Source organism: Pseudoduganella sp. UC29_106 (assembly GCF_044055365.1).
In the GTDB taxonomy this organism is placed as follows: Bacteria; Pseudomonadota; Gammaproteobacteria; order Burkholderiales; family Burkholderiaceae_D; genus Rugamonas.
The window spans coordinates 623358-644325 of record NZ_CP171977.1; the positions used below are offsets into that span (position 1 = coordinate 623358).

Sequence of the window (20968 nt, forward strand, 5' to 3'; positions counted from 1 at the left end):
AGGATTACTTCTTCTCCGCCCTGGCCTTGGACACCAGGTAGTCCATAACCTGCAGCGCATTGACCTGCTGCTGGCCTTCGGTCAGGGGTACGACGGAATCCTTGTTTGCCACGTAGGGCGAAGTCAGGTACTTGCCGTCGATGGCGATCATCGGCCAGGAATCGATCTGGTAGGCTTCCATCATCGCATCGGTGCGGCGCACCTTGCCGGCGATGCCGAAACCACGGTAGGTATCGGTGAACTTGTTCCTGTCGATGCCATTTTTTTCGGCCCACTCGAACACCATCTCGTCGCGGCTCAGGCGATTGTGCTCAACATGCATCGCGCTGAACACCTTGTTGTGATACTGCTCCACCAGGCCCAGGGCTTCCAGCGTGAAGAACAGCTTCTGCTGCGGCAGCACTTCGGGGCCGCGCGAAACGTGCACGCGCTTGAAGACGATATTGTCGCCCTGCTTCTTCACCCACTCGGCCAGCTTCGGCTCCAGTGCGTAGCAGTGAGGGCAGTAGTACGCGAAGAACTCGATGACCTCGACCTTCTTGCCGGTGTCCGTCGGCTGCGGATTCTTCAGCACGATGTATTCGCCGCCCGGCTTGGGATCGGCCGGGGAAGCGGCCGCGCCCAGCGCAGCAAAGGACAGGGTGGCCAGGGCCAGGATTTTCTTCAGGACTTGCATCGTGCTTCAGCTCCTTATTTCTGTTGGCGGACCACGGCAACGTCAATGCCGTTTTCGGAGAGTTTGCCGCGCACCTTGTTCATCGCTTCGACCTGGGTGAAAGGGCCCATGCGCACGCGGTGCAGCACCACATTGTCATTGGTACGGTCGGACACAGTCGCCTCGAAAGCCCAGCAAGGCCAGCTTGGCGCGCGTGGCCTCCGCGTCGTTCACTTCGCGGAAGGCGCCAGCCTGCAGATAATAGACGTATTTGTCTTCGGCCGTTGCGGCAGGCGCCGGAGCAGCGGCCTGGGCCGGCGGCGCGGCGCTGTTGACCGGCGGCGGCATGGCCGGCTTGGCGTCGGCGGCCGGCGCCGGCTTCGGCGCAGGCCTGGCCTCGCCCTGGGACTGGATATTGTCCACCACGCGCTGCAGTTCATCGGCCGGCGGCGCCTTGGTCTCGCGTTCGAACTCGCTGTCGGCCTTGCGCGCGGACTCCTTGCTGCCGTACATCGGCTTGTTCGGATCCGGAGATCTGGCCCTCCGCCTGGTCCGTCTTGCCCGCCTTGGGCGAGCGGTCGGTAAACGGCGTCTGGCCCTTGGTGATCGTCAGGGCCACCACCACAGCGATGACCAGGCCAATGACAAGGCCGATAACAAAACCTACCAGCGTGTTGCCTTGCTGGCGCAACGAAGGGGGAGTGCGAAAAGTCATCGTGCGGTTGGTCCTTGCGATTACATCTGGTTTGGTGCGGAAACGCCGATCAGGGCCAGGCCGTTGCGCAGCACCTGGCGGGTGGCGACCATCAGGGCCACGCGGGCCAGCTTGGTCGACTCGTCTTCCACCAGCACCTTTTCGGCGAAGTAGAAGGAGTGCAGGGCGGCAGCGAGGTCGCGCAGGTAGAAGGCTACCTGGTGCGGGCCAAGTTCGGACTGGGCGCGGACCAGCATTTCAGGATACTGGGCCAGGGTGGACAGCAGGGTGGCTTCGCTTGGCGCGGTCAGCGGGGACAGGTCCACGTCCGACAGCGTCTTCTCGTCGCCGCCCCAGTTTTCCAGCATGCGGCAGATACGCGCGTGGGCGTACTGCACGTAGTAGACCGGGTTTTCGTCCGAGTTCTTCAGGGCGACGTCAACGTCGAACACGAATTCGGTATCGGCTTTACGGGAGATCAGGAAGAAGCGCACGGCATCGCGGCCCTTGGTGATGTCGCCGCCGCCGGACCATTCGATCAGGTCGCGCACGGTCACATAGGAACCGGCGCGCTTGGAGATCTTCACCTCGGCGCCATCCTTCATCACGGTAACCATCTTGTGCAGCACGTAGTCCGGGAAGCCCTGCGGGATGCCCAGGTTCACGGCCTGCAGGCCGGCGCGCACGCGGGCGATGGTGCCGTGGTGGTCGGAACCCTGCACATTGATGGCCTGGGTGAAGCCGCGCTGGAACTTGACGACGTGGTAGGCGACGTCCGGCACGAAGTAGGTGTAGCCGCCTTCGGACTTGCGCATCACGCGGTCCTTGTCGTCGCCGAAGTCGGTGGTGCGCAGCCACAGGGCGCCGCCGTCTTCGTAGGTGTGGCCGCTGGCCACCAGTTGCTCGACGGCTTTTTCTACCTTGCCGTCCGTGTACAGCGAGGATTCGAGGTAGTAGTTATCGAACTTCACGCCGAAGGCTTGCAGGTCGATGTCCTGTTCGTTGCGCAGGTAGGTCACGGCGAAGGCGCGGATGTTTTCCAGGTCTTCCACGTCGCCGCTGCCGGTGACCGGCTGGCCGTCGGAGGCGGAAACGGTCTTCTTCGCCAGGAAGTCGTTGGCGATGTCGGCGATGTAGTCGCCGTTGTAGGCCGACTCCGGCCAGGCCTGGTCGCCCGGCTTCATGCCCTTGGCGCGCGCCTGTACGGACAGCGCCAGGTTCTGGATCTGCACGCCGGCGTCGTTGTAATAGAACTCACGGGTGACTTTCGCGCCCTGCGCTTCGAACAGCGCGGACAGCGCATCGCCCAGGGCCGCCTGGCGGCCATGGCCCGACGTGCAGCGGACCGGTCGGGTTGGCGGACACGAATTCGATGATGGCGTTCTTGCCGGCCAGCGCATCGCTGGTGCCGTAGGCGGCGCCCTGCGCCAGCACGGTCTTCACGACAGACTGCTTGGAAGCTTCGGTCACGCGCAGGTTGATGAAGCCGGGACCGGCGATTTCGGCGGCGGCCACCAGCTGCTTGCCGGCCGGGTTGTCCAGCAGGGCGGTGACGATCTTCTGCGCCAGCTCGCGCGGGTTCATTTTCAGCTGCTTGGCCAGCTGCATGGCGATATTGCAGGCGACGTCGCCATGGGCGGCGTCGCGCGGACGCTCCAGCACCACATTGGCCGTGACGTCGGAACCTTCCAGAATTGGCACCAGGGCGGTCTGGAACAGGGAAATGATCTCTTGCTTTTGTTGGGCGAGCATGTCGTGAAAGCGGCTCAGGCCGCGTGATGTAAACGTCTGAAAAGACAGACATTATACTTGTTTGCAAGAAGCGGTAAATCCATCAGGAATCCGCTGAATTGCAGGGGCCGGGCGTCTGGCGCGGCGGGCGCAGGGCGTAAACGGCGCAGCCTTCGGCGCGCGGCGCCGGTCGCAGGGTTTCCAGTGCCCAGCCTTGCTCAATTAACAAGTCGCCGATTGCGGCCCAGACGCGCAAATCGTCCTGCTGGATGATGGCGTGCGTGCTGCCCGAACAATAGGCAATGCTGGAAATGGCCTGGCCGCGCAACTTCCCATTGCTCGGGTAGGTGAGCCGGCGGTGCACGCCGACGCTGGACGGGGTTTTCAGGCCGACCAGGTCGACCAGTTGCAGCTGCGTTGCCAGCGAAACGTAGCCGGCGTCGTGCACCAGCACGCGGCTCGTGGCGGGCAGGTTGGCGCCGGCCCAGCGCGCGGCGGCGTCGAATTCCTCGCGGGCGAAGGTCTTGCCGTGCCAGTAGGTGGCCAGCACCGGAGGCAGGGACAGCAGCAATAAGAGGGCCGAGCCGCGCAGCATGAAGCGGGCGGCCGCGTAACGGCTGGAGGCGGCCATCAGCAGGAACAGGGACAGCGGCCATAGCACGTGCAGGTAGCGCAGCGCGTTCTGGCTCAGCGCAATTGGCAGTTTCATGAAATAGGCGGCCAGGAAGCCGAGCAGGAACAGCTGCAGGCAGATCACCAGGCTGTCGCGCCGCGGCAGCAGGAAGCCGAGCCAGACGGGTAGGGAGATGAGGCTGGCGCAAGTGAGCAGCAGGCGCAGGCGATCGGCCGGTGGCAGGTTGGCTTCGGCAAAATAATAGGCCTTGGCGGAGACCGTAGCCGGCAGCAGCTGACCCATCGAGGCCAGGTTCCACAACAGGCAGGGGGCGGCCGCCAGCAGGGCCAGGGCCCCATCGCGCAGCAGCCAGAGTGCGATACCGCGTGCGCCATCCACGCGTCCACCCAGCCAGCCGTGACGGGCCAGCAGCAGGGCCGAGAGCAGCGCCAGTTCGGGACGCAGGAAGGGCATCAGGCCGCACAGCAACGGCAGCCGCCAAGGCTCAGGCGGACGCTGTGCCAGCAGCAGCGACCAGGTGATGGCGGCCATGGCCAGACTTGTTTCCAGCCCATTTAGCAGATGGAAGGGCGTTGCACAGGCGAGGATTCCCAGGCCGGTGGCAAGCACCGCAAGCCGCACGCTGCCGCCCAGCGCGAATGCCAGCCGCGCAAGGCCGAATCCGTAAAGCGCGGCTCCCAGCAGGCAGACCAGCAGGGAAGCCAGTGGCGGTGGCAGCAGCCACGCGGTGCCGGTCACAAGGGCCAGGTGCAGCGGACTCGTGGCGCCGTGCAGGGCGCTGGCGCCGGCAAAGTTGCGGTCGGCGCCGGACAGCAATACGTCAGCATTGTGCAGCGTGATGTAGGCATCGTCGATGGGGAAGGCCAGGCCGCCGGGAGAGCCAGCAGCAGGCCTGCCAGCACCGGCGCCAACGCAGCGATCCAGCAGGCGCGTCGTTGCATCTCGTGGCTGACGGCGCCGAACAGCGCACCGGGACGCGGCGCCGTGCAGGCCGCATCGCCGCAGGCAGCGGGGCTGGTCTCGCTGCTCATGGCTGGCAAGCCCCGGAAAATCCGGCGGACGGCGGCCGCATCGCGTAAACGAGGTAGCCGCTGCCCGAGGGGGCCGGCCGCAGCAGGGTCAGCTGCCAGCCCTGCGACTCCAGTTCGGGTGCGATTGGCGACCAGGAACGCTGCGGGTTCTGCAGGAGTACGGCGTGGGTGGCGCCTGCGCAGCCGGCGATCAGGGACAAGGCTTTGCGCCGGTCGCCGCCACTGGCCCGCGTGTACAGCCGGTGATAGCTGACGCTGGACGGCGTTTTCAGGCCGACCAGGTCCGTCATATTGCGATGTCCGGCGTAGGCGAGATAGCCGGCATCGTGGATCAGCAGGCGGGCATCGTCAGGCAACTCCTGGTCCAGCCAGTGGGACAGGGCCGCCAGCTCACGGATGGACGCCGTTTTCTGCTGCACATAGGCGACGGCCACGAAAGGCGCTGTGCACAGCGCGAACGCGGCCACGGCCAGCAGCAGGTATCGGCCGAATCTGCCACGCGCCGCCGCTGTCATCAGCATGAAGGTGGACAGGGGCAGCAGAAGCATGGGATAACGGTTCCCGTTCATGTCCAGCGCCGCCGGCAGGATCCAGGCATAGCAGACAAGGAAGGCCAGGGCAAAGACGCTGGCGCAGGCGGCCAGCGAATCGCGCGGCAATAAGAGAAAGCCCAGGAGGCAGGTGAACAGCAGGCTGCCGGACAGGGCATTGCCGGCCATCTGGAGTTTTGCCGCCAGCGGCGCCTGAATCTGGGCATAGAAATAAGCCTTGGCCATGATGGTGGACGGCAGCAGGTGGCCGGTATTCCACCAGGTCCACAGCAGGAAGGGCAGGCCGGCGAGGACCATGGGTGCCAGCCACACGCGCAGCGGCGGCAGGCGGCGCAGCCAGGCTTCGCGCGCCATTAATAGCAGCGACAGCAAGCCCAGTTCCGGTCGCAGAAAGGGCAACAGGCCGCACAGCGCGGGCAGGGCCCAGGGGCGCGGTGGCCGGATGGCGAACACCAGGGCCCACGCTACGCCGGCCATGGCCAGCCCTGTTTCCAGGCCGTTCAGCAAATTGAACGGGGCGAAGCCGCTCAGCGCTCCGACAAGCGCACCCGCCACCGACAGCCACGGGCGCAGGCCAAGTACCAGGCCCAGGCGCAGCAGGCCAAGCACATACATCACCGCGCCGGCGCACAGCAGGGCCAGAACAGCATTCGGCAGGGGGATCAGGTATCCCAGCAAAGTCACCAGCGCCAGGTGCAGCACGCTGGTGGCGCCGGCCAGCGCCGGGGTGCCGGAAAACTGGCATCGGCGCCGCCGGCTTGAAGCACAGCGGCGTTGTGCATGGTGATATAGCTGTCGTCGAGAGGGAAGCCTGAACCGCCCTGCAAGCCAAGCAGCAAGACCAGTGCGCCGGACAGCAGTCCCGCTGCGCCATACCAGAGGGGGGGCGGCCAGGCCGGATAGGCGTCCTGCGACAAGCCTTGTGCGGTTTGCATGGCGCTGTTCCTTGCTGGGAGTGGTGGGGCCAGCTTAGCGGCTACTGGTCAACTTGGCAATGTCGGACGGAGGGCGGTAAAGGGTACAATCTTTCTTTTCACCGCAATTCGCGCCCCATGAGGCGCAAAAAACCTTATGAACAAGCCGCGCGCCACCCTGACCCTGAAGCCCAAAGCCAAAACTGCGGGGGCTCCAGCCCGCGGCAAGGGGGGAGCGGCCGCCCGACGGGTCCCGCACGGGGCCCGGCGCCGGAGCGCGAGCGCGCGCCTGCAGCAGCGTCGCCGGCACGTTCGCCAGCCCGCGCCCCCGCACCGTCGCCGTCCTCGGCCGCGCCCCAGCGCGCGAAGCCGGTCGTGCGCGAAAGCCACCACCGCGACCTGAAACCGCGCCTGCAAACGGACTTCAAGGCTGACCTGAAGTCCGACTCGCTGGCTTTCGCCCTGCTGGGCGCCGCCACGGCCACCGTCCAGGTGAAGGAGGGCATGGCCCTGCCGCAGGCGCTGGCTGGTGTTTGCCAACGCCAACGCCAGCCCGCAGGCCCGTGGCGCCATCCAGGACATCGCCTACCGCGCGATGCGCCAGCTTGGCCGCAGCGAGGCGCTGGTGGCCCTGATGGCGCCGAAAGCGCCGGATCCGCTGGTGCTGGCGCTGCTGTCCGCCGCGCTGCCGCTGATGAGCGCGACGGAAGCCGGCCCGGCCCCGTACGAAGCCTTCACCGTGGTCGACCAGGCCGTAACCGCCGCCGCCGCGCATCCGGACACCGCCCGCGCCAAGGGCATGGTCAACGCCCTGCTGCGCCGCTTCCTGCGCGAGCGCGAGCAGCTGCTGGAAGAAGTGCTGCGCGACCCGCAGGCGCAATGGAATTACCCGCAATGGTGGATCGACAACACCATCACCGCCTATCCGGCCAAGTGGCAGCAGATCCTGGCCGCCGGCAATGAAGCGCCGCCGCTGACCCTGCGCGTGAACACCCGCCGCAACAGCGTGGAAGACTATCTGGCGCGCCTGGAACAAGAAGGCATCGCGGCCGAAAGATCGGTCCCCAGGCCGTGCGCCTGGCCAGGCCGATGGGCGTGCACCTGATTCCCGGTTTCGAGGAAGGGCTGGTTTCGGTGCAGGATGCCGGCGCCCAGCTGGCGGCCCCGCTGCTGGACGTCCAGCCCGGGATGCGCGTGCTGGACGCCTGCGCCGCGCCGGGCGGCAAGACCTGCCACATCCTGGAGCTGGCCGATGTCAATTTGACAGCGCTGGACGCCGATGCGAAGCGCCTGCAGCGCGTCCAGGAAAACCTCGACCGCCTGCACCTGGACGCCGCCCTGCAGCCGGCCGAAGCCCAGGCGGAAGACTGGTGGGACGGCAAACCCTTCGACCGCATCCTGGCCGACGTGCCTTGCACCGCCTCCGGCATCGTGCGCCGCCACCCGGATATCCGCTGGCTGCGCCGCAAGGGCGACGCCAGACAACTTGCAACACTTTCGTCGCAAATTCTCGACAATCTTTGGCGAATGCTTGCCCCCAATGGTAAATTGCTGTTCGTGACATGTTCGTTGTGGCCGCAGGAGTCCGAGGCGCAGGCGGCCGCTTTCGCGGCGCGTCATCGCGCCACGAGACTCGAAGCGCCCGGCCAATTGCTGCCCGAAGGGGGCGCCGAGCAGGATCACGACGGTTTGTTTTACGCCTTGTTCCAAAAGAGCGATGCGTAACCCTTTGAAGAGCACCTCGCAAGTGATCCAACGATTTTTTCGACTCCTCTGCTGGCAGTTGCTGATCTCGCTTGCCTGCGCATTGCCGCAGGCCGCGCATGCCGCCGAAGGCACGGTGGAGATCACGCGCGCCTATATCGAGGCGGCCGAAGAGGGCTATCGCCTGTCGGCGGGGTATTCCTTCGAACTGAATCATGGCCTGGAAGACGCGCTGCAAAGCGGCGTGCAGCTGTATTTCACCACCGAGATCGAATTCACGCGGCCGCGCTGGTACTGGTTCGATGAAAAAGCCATCGCCGCCAAGCGCACCTACCGCATCCACTACGACGTGCTGCTGCGCCAGTACCGCGTGACCATCATCGGCAGCGTGCAGCAGACTTTCTCGAATCTCGAAGACGCGCTGTTCTTCATCCGCCGGCCCACGCGCTGGGTGGTGGCGCCGCGCGGCGCCCTGAAGGTGGGCGAAGTCTATAACGTGACCCTGCGCATGGGCATGGATCGCGACTACCTGCCCAAGCCCATGCAGGTGAACGCCTTCAATAACAGTGACTGGCGCCTCGCGTCCAACAAGAAGACCTTCCAGTACAGGGCCGAGTAAGTGACTTCTGCACTACGGTACCTGTTTGTCGTTGCCGGCGCGGTCTGCAGCATCCTGCTGTTCCTGCTCGCTTCCGCTTCCGATAATTCCGGCTTCTTCGACCGCTATTTCTCCTGGCTGCTCGGCCTGAATGCCGCGGTGGCGGTGTCGCTGCTGCTGCTGGTCGGCGTGTCGCTGTTCCGCCTTTATTCGCGCTACAAGGCCGGCAAGTTCGGCGCCAAGCTGATGACGCGGCTGGTGCTGCTGTTTGCCGCCATCGGCGTGCTGCCCGGCCTCGTGATCTTCCTCGTTTCGGTGCAGTTCGTGTCGCACTCCATCGATTCCTGGTTCAATGTGCGCATCGAGGAAGCGCTGGACGCGGGCCTGGACCTGGGCCGCACCGCGCTCGATGAATCGCTGGCCGAACTGGATGGACAGGTGCGTCTTGCCGTGCGCCAGCTGGCCGAGGAGCCTTTCTATGCGGCGCCCGCCACCCTGTCGCGCTTCGTGCGGCGCCATCCGGGCACGCAAAGCGCCATCATCGTCGATGCGGACGGCGGCCTGATCGTGTCCGCCATGGGCGAGCGCCGCGTGCACCTGAGCGCCGATCTGCCCACCTCGATCATGCTGGCCAAGGCCAAGGACGAACCTTCGTACGCCGCGCCGGAAGGCGGCGGCGAGCCGCGCGACGACCGCGTGGGCGCACCGCCGCCCGCGCCGCCGGACCCGAACAATGTGCTGCGCCTGCGCGTGCTGATGGCCATCCCCGATCCGGTGCAGCCGAACGGCACCCATCTCGCGCCGCGCTACCTGCAGGTGATCCAGGCCGTGCCGCAAAGGCTGGCCAATAACGGCGATCTGCTGCGCACCGCCTACTCGGAATACAAGGAACGCTTCGTGGCCCGCGTGGGCTTGCGCAAGATGTACCTCGTCACGCTGACACTGACCCTGCTGCTGGCGGTCTTCGGCGCCATCGCCGCCGCCTTCCTGATCGCGAACGACCTGGCGCAGCCGCTGCTGCTACTGGCCGAGGGCACGCGCGCCGTGGCCGAGGGCGACCTCTCGCCAAGGCCGATCGTGGCCAGTTCGGATGAACTGGGCACGCTGACGCAAAGCTTCAACACGATGACCCGCCAGCTCTCCGAAGCGCGCAGCGCCGTGGAGCGCAACCGCATCGCGCTGCAGAATGCGAAGGCGCACCTGGAATCGGTGCTGGCCAACATGTCCGCCGGCGTGATGGTGCTCGATTCCGGAATTCCGCATCGTCACCTGCAATGATTCGGTGGAGCGCATCCTGCAGCAGGCCGGCGTGACGCTGATCGGCCAGCCGCTGGCCCAGGTGGAAGGCATGCAGGAATTCGCCACTGCCGTCATCAACGCCTTCTCGGCGCAGAGCGCGCAGTCGGCCGCCGGCCGCAATGTGCAACGTCTGCACTGGCAGCGCCAGATCGAGCTGCCGCGCCCGACCGGCAGCGCCGACGAAAATGAACTGATCCTGCTGGCGCGCGGCTCGCGCCTGCCGCTGGAAACGGCCAGCGGCTACATCGTGGTGTTCGACGACATCACCGACGTGATCTCGGCCCAGCGTTCGATCGCCTGGGGCGAAGTGGCGCGCCGCCTCGCGCACGAAATCAAGAACCCGCTGACGCCTATCCAGCTGTCGGCGGAACGCCTGCAAATGAAGCTTGAACCCAAGCTGGCGCCAGGCGATGTGGAGCTGCTGAACCGCAGCGCCACCACCATCGTCAACCAGGTCGCGGCCATGAAGCGCATGGTCGACGATTTCCGCGATTACGCCCGCACCCCGCCCGCCGTGCTGCAGCCGCTCGACCTGAATGCCCTGGTCGATGAAATCCTGCACCTGTACGTCGGCGCCGAGGAAGGCGAAGACATCATCCACGCCCAGCTGGCGCCCTTCCTGCCCATGATCATGGGCGACGAGACTCAGCTGCGCCAGGTCATCCACAATTTGCTGCAAAATGCACAGGACGCCCTGTCCGAGCACCCGCCCGCCGGCCGCGCGCCGCGCATCGACGTGGTCACGGAAGCGATCCATTACCAGAGCGCCGATGGCGGCACGCGCATCGCGGTGCGCCTTGGCATCACGGACAATGGCCCCGGTTTCGCGCCCAAGATCCTGGCGCGCGCCTTCGAGCCCTACGTGACCTCCAAGGCGCGCGGTACCGGTCTGGGCCTGGCGATGGTGAAGAAAATTATCGACGAACATGGGGGCCGGATCGATATCCAGAACCATGCGGAAGGTAGTGGTGCATCGGTACTGATTTTGCTGTTAAAGTTGGCGCCGGTGTAGTTGGCATAATATTGTTGGACTAATAAAATCATTGTCGCGCCGACAGGTATAGAATGCCTGCGTGACGACGACGAAAATGAATGGGAAGGGGCAGGGATAGATGGCAAACATTCTCGTAGTTGATGATGAAATGGGCATCCGGGAGTTACTCTCGGAAATCTTGGGCGACGAGGGACATGCGGTCACGCTGGCGGAAAACGCGCAGCAGGCCCGCCAGGCCCGCGCCGCCGGCGCGCCCGACCTGGTCCTGCTCGACATCTGGATGCCGGACACGGACGGCGTGACGCTGCTGAAGGAATGGCAGCGCGACGGCTTGTTGACCATGCCGGTGATCATGATGTCCGGTCACGCCACCATCGATACCGCGGTGGAGGCAACCCGCATCGGCGCATTGAATTTCTTGGAAAAGCCGATTGCGATGCAAAAGCTGCTGAAGGCAGTGCAGGCCGGCCTGTCGCGTGCGCAGGAGCAGGTGCGGGCGCCGGTGCTGGCGCCGCGTCCCGCGGTGTCGGCGCCGGTGGACGATCACGCGCCTACGCCGGGCAGCTTCGGCGCGCCGCCGGTGCCGCCGGCAGCCGCGCACGGTGTGGCGGTGGCGCGGCCGAACGGTGAGAACCATATGTTCAACCTGTCGTTCGACCTGCCGTTACGCGAGGCGCGCGATGCGTTCGAACGCATGTACTTCGAGCACCACCTGGGCCGGGAAGGCGGCAGCATGACGCGCGTTGCCGAGAAAACGGGCCTGGAGCGCACCCACCTGTACCGCAAGCTGAAGCAACTGGGTGTGGAACCGGGCAAGCTGTCGAAAAAAGGCCAGGTTTGACCCATACCACCCTGGTCACGGGGACCAGGGCCGCCGATCGCGAAGCCGCGATCGCGGCTGCGCTTGTCCCCGGCCAGTCCACCGCCGTCATCCTTGAAGGCTTGGCCGACGGAAATTCCCCTCTGGTGTATGATGAAAGTGACGGCGCCGCCTGGCGCCCGGACGTGCACCGCATCGCCCCGGGCTGTCTATGTTGCGCCGGTAATCTCGTTTTGCGTGTTACATTGAATCGTCTCTTGCGCCGTCCCCCGGCGCAGCTCTTTATCAGCCTGGCGGACGCCACCCATGTCGACCGCCTGCGCGCCATGCTGACAGCGGCACCCTACGACGCGCTCCTGCGCCTGGGTCCCGACCTGGCTGCTTGAAAACAGCCAGTACAGCCCCATCTCGAGATGGAACGCGGAACTCCATCCCTATAGTTCCGCCCCGGAGTGAAGGAACCATGATGAATCTCATCTACAACAGCGAGCAGTACAGCGTCGTCGAATTCGGCCCGGACCGCGACCTGGAGGCACTGCGGTTCGGGGGCTATGAAATCGTCGACAAGGGCGGCAAGCGCGAAATCTTCATTGCGGGCGTGCTCGCGCAAAATTTCCGGCGCGATGTCAACAAGCTGATTGCCAATGAACCGACGATGGAGGAAATTGACGAATTTTTGGGCAGTTATGATGTGCTCATGAGTCAACCAGTGTTGTTGCATTAAAAGCCGCGTGGGTGGATCAGCGGCGGGGCTGGGCGCCCCCATATGATCCGCCCTACGCACCTCGATGAATCGATCGGGCCCGAAGGGCTGTAGGGCGGATCATTGATCCGCCGAACGTGTGCACATGGTAAAGTTCGACTATGTGCCAACTCCTCGGAATGAACTGCAATGTCCCGACCGACATTGTGTTCAGCTTTACCGGCTTCGCCCTGCGCGGCGGCCAGACCGATACCCACCACGATGGCTGGGGTATCGCCTTTTTCGAAGGCGCCGGCGTGCGCCATTTCGTTGATCACCAGGCGGCGATCAACTCCCCGATCGCCGAACTCATCAAGCGTTACCCGATCAAGTCGAAGAACGTGATCGCGCATATCCGCAAGGCGACGCAAGGCGTGGTCATGCTGGAGAATTGCCATCCCTTCGTGCGCGAACTGTGGGGCCGCTACTGGGTATTCGCCCACAACGGCGACCTGAAGGAATTCCATCCCGTGCTGGACGGCGCCTTCCGCCCCGTCGGCACCACGGACAGCGAGCAAGCCTTCTGCCTGATCATGCAGGAGTTGCGCGCCCGTTTCGGCGACACGCGTCCGCCGCTGTCGCTGCTGCGCGCCTGCCTGGAAAAAGTGGTGCGCGAGATTGCGGGCCATGGCACGTTCAATATGATGCTGTCCGACGGCACCAGCCTGTTCGCCCACTGTTCCACCCATCTGCACTACATCGTGCGCCAATATCCCTTCGACACGGCGCGCCTGTCCGACGAAGATGTGAGCGTGGACTTTTCCCAGGTCACCACGCCCAACGACCGCGTGGCGGTCATCGTCACTCAGCCGTTGACTACCAATGAACAATGGACGGCCTTCCAGCCGGGCGAGATGAAATGCTTTGTGGACGGCCTGCCTCAAAAGCGGGATTTCGAGCAATATCAGGAGACATAGGCAAGGATTGATGTCAAAATAGCAGGACATTTCAGGAATTTTCCCATGATCGACCTTTCCAGCGACGATGCCGCCAAGAGCTTGCGGGTACGCGAGTTCTACCTGGGACGGCAGCCGATTTTGGACCGCAATCAGGCCCTTTTCGGTTACGAGTTGTTATTTCGCAACGCTCCCGTTGGGCCGGCGGTCATCGAAACTCCCGGTTTGAATGCTACTGCCGCCGTGCTGGCCCATGCCGCCCAGCTGGGCGTGGAGCGCACCGTGGGCGACGCCATCGGCTTCGTCAACGTCGATGCGGACGCCATCATGAGCGATATCTTCGGCTTCCTGCCGCGCGAGAAAATCGTGCTGGAAGTGGTGGAAACGATGGAGCCGACGCCCGAGGTGCTGGCCCGCATGTCCGAGCTGGTGAGCCAGGGCTTCCGTTTCTCGCTGGACGATGTGAAGGCCGATACACCGCACGTGGAATCCATGCTGCAGATGGTCGAATACGTGAAGCTGAGCATGCGCGACATGCCGGTCGACCGCCTGATGCGCCTGGCGCCCCGCTTCAAGCAGGAAGGCAAGAAGCTGGTGGCGGAGAAGGTCGAGAACCGCGACGAATTCAAGACGTGCCTGGACCTGGGCTTCGACTACTTCCAGGGCTATTACTTCGCCAAGCCGGTGATCATGAGCGGCAAGAAGCTGTCGCCGTCCCAGCTGGCGGTGATGGAACTGATGTCCCTCGTCACCTCCGATGCGGACAATATCGATATCGAACGCGCCATCAAGAAGGATGTGTCGCTGGCGCTGAACCTGCTGCGCCTGGTGAACACGCCGGCCGTGGGCGCCCGCCAGCGCATCGATTCGCTGAGCCAGGCCGTGACCATCCTCGGCCGCCGCCAGCTGCAGCGCTGGCTGCAGATCATGCTGTACGCCGAACCGTCCAAGCGCGGCCACTCGATGACGCCGCTGCTCATGCTGGCCACCACGCGCGGCCGCCTGCTGGAACTGCTGGCGCACAAGCTGCGCCCCAGCCAGCACCATGTGGCCGATATCGCTTTCACGGTCGGCATCATGTCCCTGATGGATACGCTGTTCGGCATTCCGATGGCGGAAATCCTGACCCAGATTCCGGTGGTGGATGAAGTGTCCGAAGCGCTGATGTGGCGCGGCGGCTTCTTTGGCGATTTGCTGAAGCTGGCCGAGTGCATCGAGCGCATCGAAGACATGGAGCACTACATCGTACCGACGCTGCGCGACCTGGCCATGTCCACCGACGAACTGGTTGAACTGGAGATGGCGGCATTCGAGTGGAGTGACAACGTCGTCCGCTACGCGCTGTAAAACCGATTTTTCCAACGCGGCGCCGCCCATAAGGTGGCGCCGTTTTATTTCGAGAAGGGGTTTGCTTTGCTGAGTGTCAGTAATCTATGCAAGACCTACGGCGACAGGCGCGCCGTGGATGGAGTCTCCTTCAATGTGCAGCGCGGCCAGACCGTCGGCCTGCTCGGACCGAATGGCGCGGGCAAGTCCACCACCGTGGGCATGATCTGCGGCTTGATCAGCGCCGACAGCGGCGCCGTCACGCTGGACGGCGAGCCGGTAGGGCAGGGCTATAACGAGGCCAAGCGCAAGATCGGCCTGGTGCCGCAGGACTTGGCGCTGTACGACGATCTCTCCGCCATCGAAAACCTGAAGCTGTTCGGCGCGCTGTATGGCCTGAAGGGCGAGGCGCTGAAGCAGCGCTGCGCCGCCGTGCTGGAGCTGGTGCGCCTCGCCGACCGCGCGAACGACAAGCCGTCCACCTTCTCGGGCGGCATGAAGCGCCGCCTGAATATCGCTGCCGCGCTGCTGCACGATCCACAGTTGCTGATCCTGGACGAACCGACTGTCGGTGTCGATCCGCAAAGCCGCAATGCCATCTTCGATACGCTGGAAGCGCTGAAGGCGCAGGGCCGCTCGCTGATCTACACCAGCCATTACATGGAAGAAGTCGAGCGCCTGGCCGACCATATCGTCATCATCGACCACGGCAAGGTGCTGGCGGACGAGAGCCCGTCCGCGCTGTACCAGCGCCTGCCGGCGCAGGCCGCGTTGCGCGCCGAGCTGGCCGATGCGACTGCCGCCGCGCCTGGCGGCTTGACCGACGCGGTGTCCCGCCTGCCCGGCGTCACCAGCGCGACGCTGCAAGGCGCGGTGCTCGATGTGGGCCTGGCCGATACTTCGCATGCAGCCTCGGTATTGTGCTGGCTGGCGGAGCAGGGCCACAAGCTGGCCCACTTCGCCACCGCCCGCACCAATCTCGAAGACATCTTCCTGTCCCTCACGGGACGCAGCCTGCGCGACTGAGGACCCATATGACCGCTTTATTAGCACTGGTCCGCAAGGACCTGATCGTGTACGTGAACGACAAGCGCGCGCTGATGCTCAACCTGTTGATGCCCATCGTGCTGGCGGCCTTCTTCGGCTCCCTGTTCGGCGGCAGTGGCGAAAGCAAGACCGGCAAGATCGATATCGCCGTCGTGCAGCAGGACCAATCCGCCGTGGGCAAGAAGATCGCCGACGGCCTGAAGGCGGACGCCAACCTGCGCGTGCATGAACTGAGCCTGGCCGAGGCGCAGGCGCAGGTCCGCAACGGCAAGCTGCCGGTGGCCGTGGTGATCCCGGAAGGCTTTGGCGACAAGGCCGGCAGCGCGCTGTTCAGCGCTTCCGGCAAGCCGGAGCTGCCCATCTTCTACGATCCGTCGCAATCGACCGTGCTGGGCATGGTGAAGGGCCTGCTCACGCAGCAGGTGATGCAGAACGTGAGCGCCGAGATGTTCAACGGCGCCGGCGGCCGCAAGTTCACCGACGAGAGCCTGCAGACGCTGGAAAAGGAAGTGGCCAATGATCCGGGCAAGTCGGATCTGCGCGACTTCCTCGGCAGCCTGAAGAAGTTCCAGGCGGCGGAGGATGCGAAGAGCGCAGCCTCCGGTGGCGGCGCGAAAGCTGGTGGCGGCATCGCGGGGGGCGGCGGACTGTCCATGCCGTTTGAGACGAAGGATGAAGCGCTCAGCTCCGGTCCGAAGTACAACGGCTATGCCCACTCCTTCGCAGGCATGGGCGTGCAGTTCATCCTGTTCATGGGCATCGACATGGGCATCGGCATCCTGCTGGCGCGCCGCATAGGCATCTGGAACCGCCTGCTGGCGGCGCCGGTGACGATCACCCAGGTGCTGCTGTCGCGCGCCGTCTCGGCGGCGCTGATCGCGCTGGGCCTGCTGGTGGCAATCTTCGGCTGCGCCATCATCATCTTCCACGTGCAGATTGCCAATCCCGTCGGCTTCCTGATGGTGGCGGTGAGCTTTGCACTGATGACGGCGAGCTTCGGCTTGCTGATCGCGGCGTTTGGCCGCACGCCTGAAGCGGCGCGCGGGATGGCGGTGTTTGCGACGCTGATCCTGGTGATGCTGGGCGGGGCGTGGGTGCCGTCCTTCGTGTTCCCGGAGTGGATGCAGAAGCTGACGGTTGTCGTGCCGACGCGCTGGGCGGTGGATGGACTGGATGCGATGACCTGGCGTGGTCTCGGCATGGATGCGGCGCTGGCGAGCAGCGGCGTGCAGCTCGGGTTTGCGGCGGCGTTTGTGCTGCTGGCGATCTGGCGCTTCCGCGCGCAGGCGCGCTAAAACCCAGGACGAAGGCTAGTGTCTGCCACGACGTGGCAGACACTTGGCACGCGGCGCTGGCCTAGTGTCAGGCACATCGTGCCTGACACCAGGGTTTGCCGTGGGTTTAAAGGTTCGGCGCCAGCCAGCGCTCCAGCTGTTCGCGCGGCACTTCGCGGCGAGCGGCCATATCGTTCAGCTGGTCCTCGTTGATCTTGCCCACCGTGAAGTACTTCGAGTCCGGATGCGCAAAGTAGAAGCCCGAAACCGCCGCTCCCGGGAACATCGCAAACGACTCCGTCAGCTCCATGCCCACTTCCTCGGCATTCAGCACACGGAACACATCCGCCTTCACGGTATGTTCCGGGCAGGCCGGATAACCCGGCGCCGGACGAATGCCGCGATACTCTTCCTTGATCAGCGCTTCATTGGAAAGCGCCTCGTCCGCAGCATAGCCCCACAGGTCCTTGCGTACGCGCTCGTGCATGTACTCGGCAAAGGCTTCCGCCAGGCGGTCGGCCAGCGCCTTCAGCATGATGGACGAGTAATCGTCGTGCGCGTCCTCGAAGCGCTTCTCATACTTCTCGATGCCCAGGCCCGCGGTCACCGCGAACATGCCGATGTAATCCTGCTTGCCCGAGGCCTTGGGTGCGATGAAGTCCGCCAGGCACTGGTTCGGACGCTGCACGCCATCGATCACCGGCTTCAGGCCCTGCTGGCGCAGCCCGTAGTAGGTGAAGGCCACTTCCGAGCGCGTATCGTCGGTATAGACTTCGATATCGTCATCGTTGACGGTGTTAGCCGGCAGCAGGGCGATCACGCCGCTTGCGGTCAGCCAGCGGCCATCGATGATCTTCTTTAGCAGTTGCTGGCCTTCCTCGAATACCTTGCTGGCAGCCTCGCCGACGACGGAGTCGGTCAGGATGGCAGGGTAGGGGCCGGCCAGGTCCCAGGTCTGGAAGAAGGGGCCCCAGTCGATGTACTGCGCGATGGTCGCCAGGTCGACATTGCGGAACACGCGGCGGCCGACGAACTTCGGCTTCACCGGATCGAATTCCAGCTTCATCCTGTTGGCGCGCGCCGCTTCCAGCGAAACGGTCGGCAGTGCCTTCTTGTTGGCGTGCTGCTCGCGGATGCGGGCGTAATCGTGGTCCAGTTCCTCGATGAACTTGCTGCGCTGTTCGTCGGTCAGCAGCGATTGCGCGACCGACACGGAGCGCGATGCGTCCGGCACGTACACCACCGGGCCTTCATAGTTGTGGGCGATCTTCACGGCGGTGTGCGCGCGGCTGGTGGTCGCACCGCCGATCAGCAGCGGGATCTTCATCATGCGGAAGTGCTCGTCGCGCTGCATTTCCTTCGCCACGTGAGCCATTTCCTCCAGCGATGGCGTGATCAGGCCGGAGAGGCCGATGATGTCCGCATTCTCCACCTTGGCGCGCGCCAGGATTTCGGAGGCCGGCACCATCACACCCATGTTCACCACTTCGAAGTTATTGCACTGCAGGACCACGGACACGATGTTCTTGCCGATGTCGTGCACGTCGCCTTTCACGGTCGCGATCACGATCTTGCCCTTCGGCTTGGCGACGATGCCGGTGCGCGCTTCCTCGGCCTTCTTCTCTTCCTCGATGAACGGGATCAAGTGGGCCACAGCCTGCTTCATCACGCGCGCCGATTTCACCACCTGCGGCAGGAACATCTTGCCCTGGCCGAACAGGTCGCCGACGATATTCATGCCGTCCATCAGCGGGCCTTCGATCACATTGATCGGACGGCCGCCGGAGGCAAAGACCTGCTGGCGCATTTCTTCCGTGTCTTCAGTGATGAACTGGGTGATGCCGTGCACCAGCGCATGCGCCAGGCGCTTCTCGACCGGCGCATCGCGCCATTCGAGATTGGCCGCTTCCTGCTTTGCGCCGCCCTTCAGGGAGGCGGCGAATTCGATCATGCGCTCGGTGGCGTCTTCGCGGCGGTTCAGCACCACGTCTTCCACGCGCTCGCGCAGTTCGGCCGGCAAGTCGTCGTACACGCCGACCATGCCGGCGTTGACGATGCCCATCGTCATGCCGGCCTTGATGGCGTGGTAGAGGAAGACGGTGTGGATCGCCTCACGCGCCGGGTCGTTGCCGCGGAAGGAGAAGGACACGTTGGAAACGCCGCCCGAAATCTTCGCGTGCGGCAGGTTGTCCTTGATCCAGCGCGTGGCGTTGATGAAGTCCACCGCGTAGTTGTTGTGTTCTTCGATGCCGGTGGCGATGGCGAAGATGTTCGGGTCGAAGATGATGTCTTCCGGCGGGAAGCCCACGACTTCGGTCAGCACCTTGTAGGCCCGGGCGCAGATCTCGGTCTTGCGCTCGAAGGTGTCGGCCTGGCCCTTTTCATCGAAGGCCATCACGATCACGGCGGCGCCGTAGCGGGCGGCACAGTTTCGCCTGGCGCACGAATTCCTCCTCGCCTTCCTTCAGCGAGATCGAGTTCACGATGGATTTGCCCTGCACGCACTTCAGGCCCGCTTCGATCACCGACCACTTGGAGGAGTCGATCATGATCGGCACGCGCGAGATATCCGGTTCGGAGGCGATCAGGTTCAGGAAACGGGTCATCGCGGCCAGCGAATCCAGCATCGCCTCGTCCATATTGATGTCGATGACCTGGGCGCCGTTTTCCACCTGCTGGCGCGCGACGGAAAGCGCTTCGTCGTACTGCTCGTTCAGGATCATGCGCGCGAAGGCTTTCGAGCCTGTCACGTTGGTGCGCTCGCCGACGTTGACGAACAGCGAGTCGTCATCGATGGTGAAGGGCTCGAGGCCGGACAGGCGCTGTGCCACCGGCACGTGAGGAATGTCGCGCGGCTTGGCTTCCGCCAGCAGCTTGCCGATGGCGGCGATGTGGTCGGGCGTAGTGCCGCAGCAGCCGCCGGCCACGTTGATGAAGCCCGCGTCGGCGAATTCGCGCAGCAGGCGCGAAGTATCTTCCGGCAGTTCATCGAAGCCGGTGTCGCTCATCGGATTGGGCAGGCCGGCGTTCGGGTAAATGCAGACGAAGGTATCGGCAATCTGCGACAGTTCTTCGGCATAAGGACGCATCAGGGCCGCGCCCAGCGCACAGTTCAGGCCAATGGTCAGCGGTTTCGCGTGGCGCACCGAGTTCCAGAAGGCCGGCACGGTCTGGCCGGACAGGATGCGGCCGGAAGCGTCGGTCACGGTGCCGGAGATCATCAGCGGCAGGCGTTCCTGTTCCGGATGCTCGTCGAAATACTGGTCGATCGCAAACAGCGCGGCCTTGCAGTTCAGGGTGTCGAAGATGGTTTCCACCAGCAGCACATCGGCGCCGCCGTCGACCAGGCCACGCGTTTGCTCGTAGTAGGAGGCCACCAGCTGGTCGAAGGTGATGTTGCGGGCGGCGGGGTCGTTCACGTCCGGCGAGATGGACGCGGTCTTCGGCGTCGGACCCAGCGCGCCACAGACGAAGCGCGGCTTGTCCGGCGTGCTGTACTTCGCCGTGGCGGCCTTCGCCAGCCTGGCCGCTGCCACGTTCATTTCATAGGCCAAGTGGCCCATGTAGTAATCGTCCTGCGCGATGAAAGTCGCGCCAAAGGTATTCGTCTCGATCAGGTCCGCGCCGGCCGCCAGGTAGCGCTCGTGGATTTCCTGGATCACGTGCGGCTGGGTCAGCGTCAGCAGCTCGTTATTGCCCTTCACGAACAGCTCGCGCGCGCCGCTGTCGGCGGGCGGTGCGAAGTCCGCGAAGCGTTCGCCCCGGTAAGCCGTCTCGTCCAGCTTGTACTGCTGGATGATCGTTCCCATCGCGCCATCAAGGAACATGATGCGCCGCGCAAGAATTTCACGCAGCTGTGCTTCGGTTTTGGAGGCGGGACGGGTCGGCTTAGTCATTTGATACCTTATCAGATCGGAACTATGGCGGGTCTGAAATTATACGGCAAAGCTGACTTTTAAACCCAATGCAAGAGCTGGTGGCAGGCACGATGCGCCAGCCACCTGTTCGGAGTCCGCGGCAATAAACAGGTGGCTGGCGCATCGTGCCAGCCACCAGGG

Annotated in this window: 15 protein-coding genes and 4 pseudogenes; 10 read left to right on the forward strand and 9 right to left on the reverse strand. The window is 64.4% G+C overall.

What is annotated here, in order from left to right:
• Positions 1–4: 4 nt before the first annotated feature.
• The 8 genes and pseudogenes from ACHMW6_RS03480 to ACHMW6_RS03515 form a co-directional block, all read right to left on the reverse strand.
• Positions 5–676 carry a thiol:disulfide interchange protein DsbA/DsbL gene (locus ACHMW6_RS03480; RefSeq protein WP_395405582.1) on the reverse strand — a complete coding sequence of 224 codons (672 nt, stop codon included), beginning with the start codon at positions 674–676 and terminating at the stop codon, positions 5–7.
• A 14-nt stretch (positions 677–690) separates the two neighbouring features.
• The gene (locus tag ACHMW6_RS03485; protein WP_395405584.1) at positions 691–831 is read right to left on the reverse strand and encodes an SPOR domain-containing protein; all 141 of its coding nucleotides are present in this window, start codon (positions 829–831) and stop codon (positions 691–693) included.
• Positions 812–1168, reverse strand: a complete 357-nt coding sequence (locus ACHMW6_RS03490; RefSeq protein ID WP_395405586.1) for an SPOR domain-containing protein — start codon at positions 1166–1168, stop codon at positions 812–814. Before ACHMW6_RS03490 ends, ACHMW6_RS03485 begins: the two co-directional genes overlap by 20 nt.
• Positions 1169–1390: 222 nt before the next feature.
• A pseudogene (gene argS, locus ACHMW6_RS03495) lies at positions 1391–3101 on the reverse strand (arginine--tRNA ligase).
• A gap of 82 nt (positions 3102–3183) precedes the next feature.
• Positions 3184–4530: a hypothetical protein gene (locus tag ACHMW6_RS03500; RefSeq protein ID WP_395405589.1), complete on the reverse strand. Its 1347-nt coding sequence runs from the start codon at positions 4528–4530 to the stop codon at positions 3184–3186.
• A complete protein-coding gene (locus tag ACHMW6_RS03505) occupies positions 4449–4745 on the reverse strand; it encodes a hypothetical protein (protein WP_395405591.1) in 297 nt (98 codons plus the stop codon). The genes ACHMW6_RS03500 and ACHMW6_RS03505 overlap by 82 nt, the downstream gene beginning before the upstream one ends.
• Positions 4742–5998 carry a hypothetical protein gene (locus tag ACHMW6_RS03510; protein ID WP_395405593.1) on the reverse strand — a complete coding sequence of 419 codons (1257 nt, stop codon included), beginning with the start codon at positions 5996–5998 and terminating at the stop codon, positions 4742–4744. Before ACHMW6_RS03510 ends, ACHMW6_RS03505 begins: the two co-directional genes overlap by 4 nt.
• A complete protein-coding gene (locus ACHMW6_RS03515) occupies positions 5977–6231 on the reverse strand; it encodes a hypothetical protein (protein WP_395405595.1) in 255 nt (84 codons plus the stop codon). Before ACHMW6_RS03515 ends, ACHMW6_RS03510 begins: the two co-directional genes overlap by 22 nt.
• A 471-nt stretch (positions 6232–6702) precedes the next feature.
• Between ACHMW6_RS03515 and rsmB the strand changes: the two are divergent.
• The 10 genes and pseudogenes from rsmB to ACHMW6_RS03565 all read left to right on the forward strand — a co-directional run bounded on the left by rsmB (position 6703) and on the right by ACHMW6_RS03565 (position 16931).
• Positions 6703–7935: pseudogene (gene rsmB, locus ACHMW6_RS03520) on the forward strand (16S rRNA (cytosine(967)-C(5))-methyltransferase RsmB).
• 22 nt (positions 7936–7957) lie between these two features.
• Positions 7958–8533 (forward strand): DUF4390 domain-containing protein, encoded by a 576-nt coding sequence (locus ACHMW6_RS03525; protein WP_395405597.1) that lies wholly within the window; start codon positions 7958–7960, stop codon positions 8531–8533.
• A pseudogene (locus tag ACHMW6_RS03530) lies at positions 8534–10823 on the forward strand (sensor histidine kinase).
• Positions 10824–10923: 100 nt separating this feature from the next.
• On the forward strand, positions 10924–11646 hold the full coding sequence (locus ACHMW6_RS03535) for a response regulator (protein ID WP_395405599.1): 723 nt from the start codon (positions 10924–10926) through the stop codon (positions 11644–11646).
• Positions 11643–12011: a GTPase gene (locus ACHMW6_RS03540; protein WP_395405601.1), complete on the forward strand. Its 369-nt coding sequence runs from the start codon at positions 11643–11645 to the stop codon at positions 12009–12011. Before ACHMW6_RS03535 ends, ACHMW6_RS03540 begins: the two co-directional genes overlap by 4 nt.
• 80 nt (positions 12012–12091) lie before the next feature.
• The gene (locus ACHMW6_RS03545) at positions 12092–12349 is read left to right on the forward strand and encodes a DUF3567 domain-containing protein (RefSeq protein WP_395408519.1); all 258 of its coding nucleotides are present in this window, start codon (positions 12092–12094) and stop codon (positions 12347–12349) included.
• Positions 12350–12489: 140 nt separating this feature from the next.
• Positions 12490–13284 (forward strand): class II glutamine amidotransferase, encoded by a 795-nt coding sequence (locus ACHMW6_RS03550; protein WP_395405603.1) that lies wholly within the window; start codon positions 12490–12492, stop codon positions 13282–13284.
• A 45-nt stretch (positions 13285–13329) separates the two neighbouring features.
• Complete coding sequence (locus ACHMW6_RS03555) at positions 13330–14610, forward strand: EAL and HDOD domain-containing protein (RefSeq protein ID WP_395405606.1); 1281 nt, start codon at positions 13330–13332, stop codon at positions 14608–14610.
• A gap of 114 nt (positions 14611–14724) precedes the next feature.
• A complete protein-coding gene (locus ACHMW6_RS03560) occupies positions 14725–15615 on the forward strand; it encodes an ABC transporter ATP-binding protein (RefSeq protein ID WP_395405608.1) in 891 nt (296 codons plus the stop codon).
• An 8-nt stretch (positions 15616–15623) separates the two neighbouring features.
• Positions 15624–16931, forward strand: coding sequence for an ABC transporter permease (locus tag ACHMW6_RS03565; RefSeq protein ID WP_395405611.1), 1308 nt, complete (start codon positions 15624–15626; stop codon positions 16929–16931).
• 106 nt (positions 16932–17037) lie between these two features.
• Here the strand turns inward: ACHMW6_RS03565 and metH are convergent.
• Positions 17038–20737: pseudogene (metH, locus tag ACHMW6_RS03570) on the reverse strand (methionine synthase).
• Positions 20738–20968 lie beyond the last annotated feature (231 nt).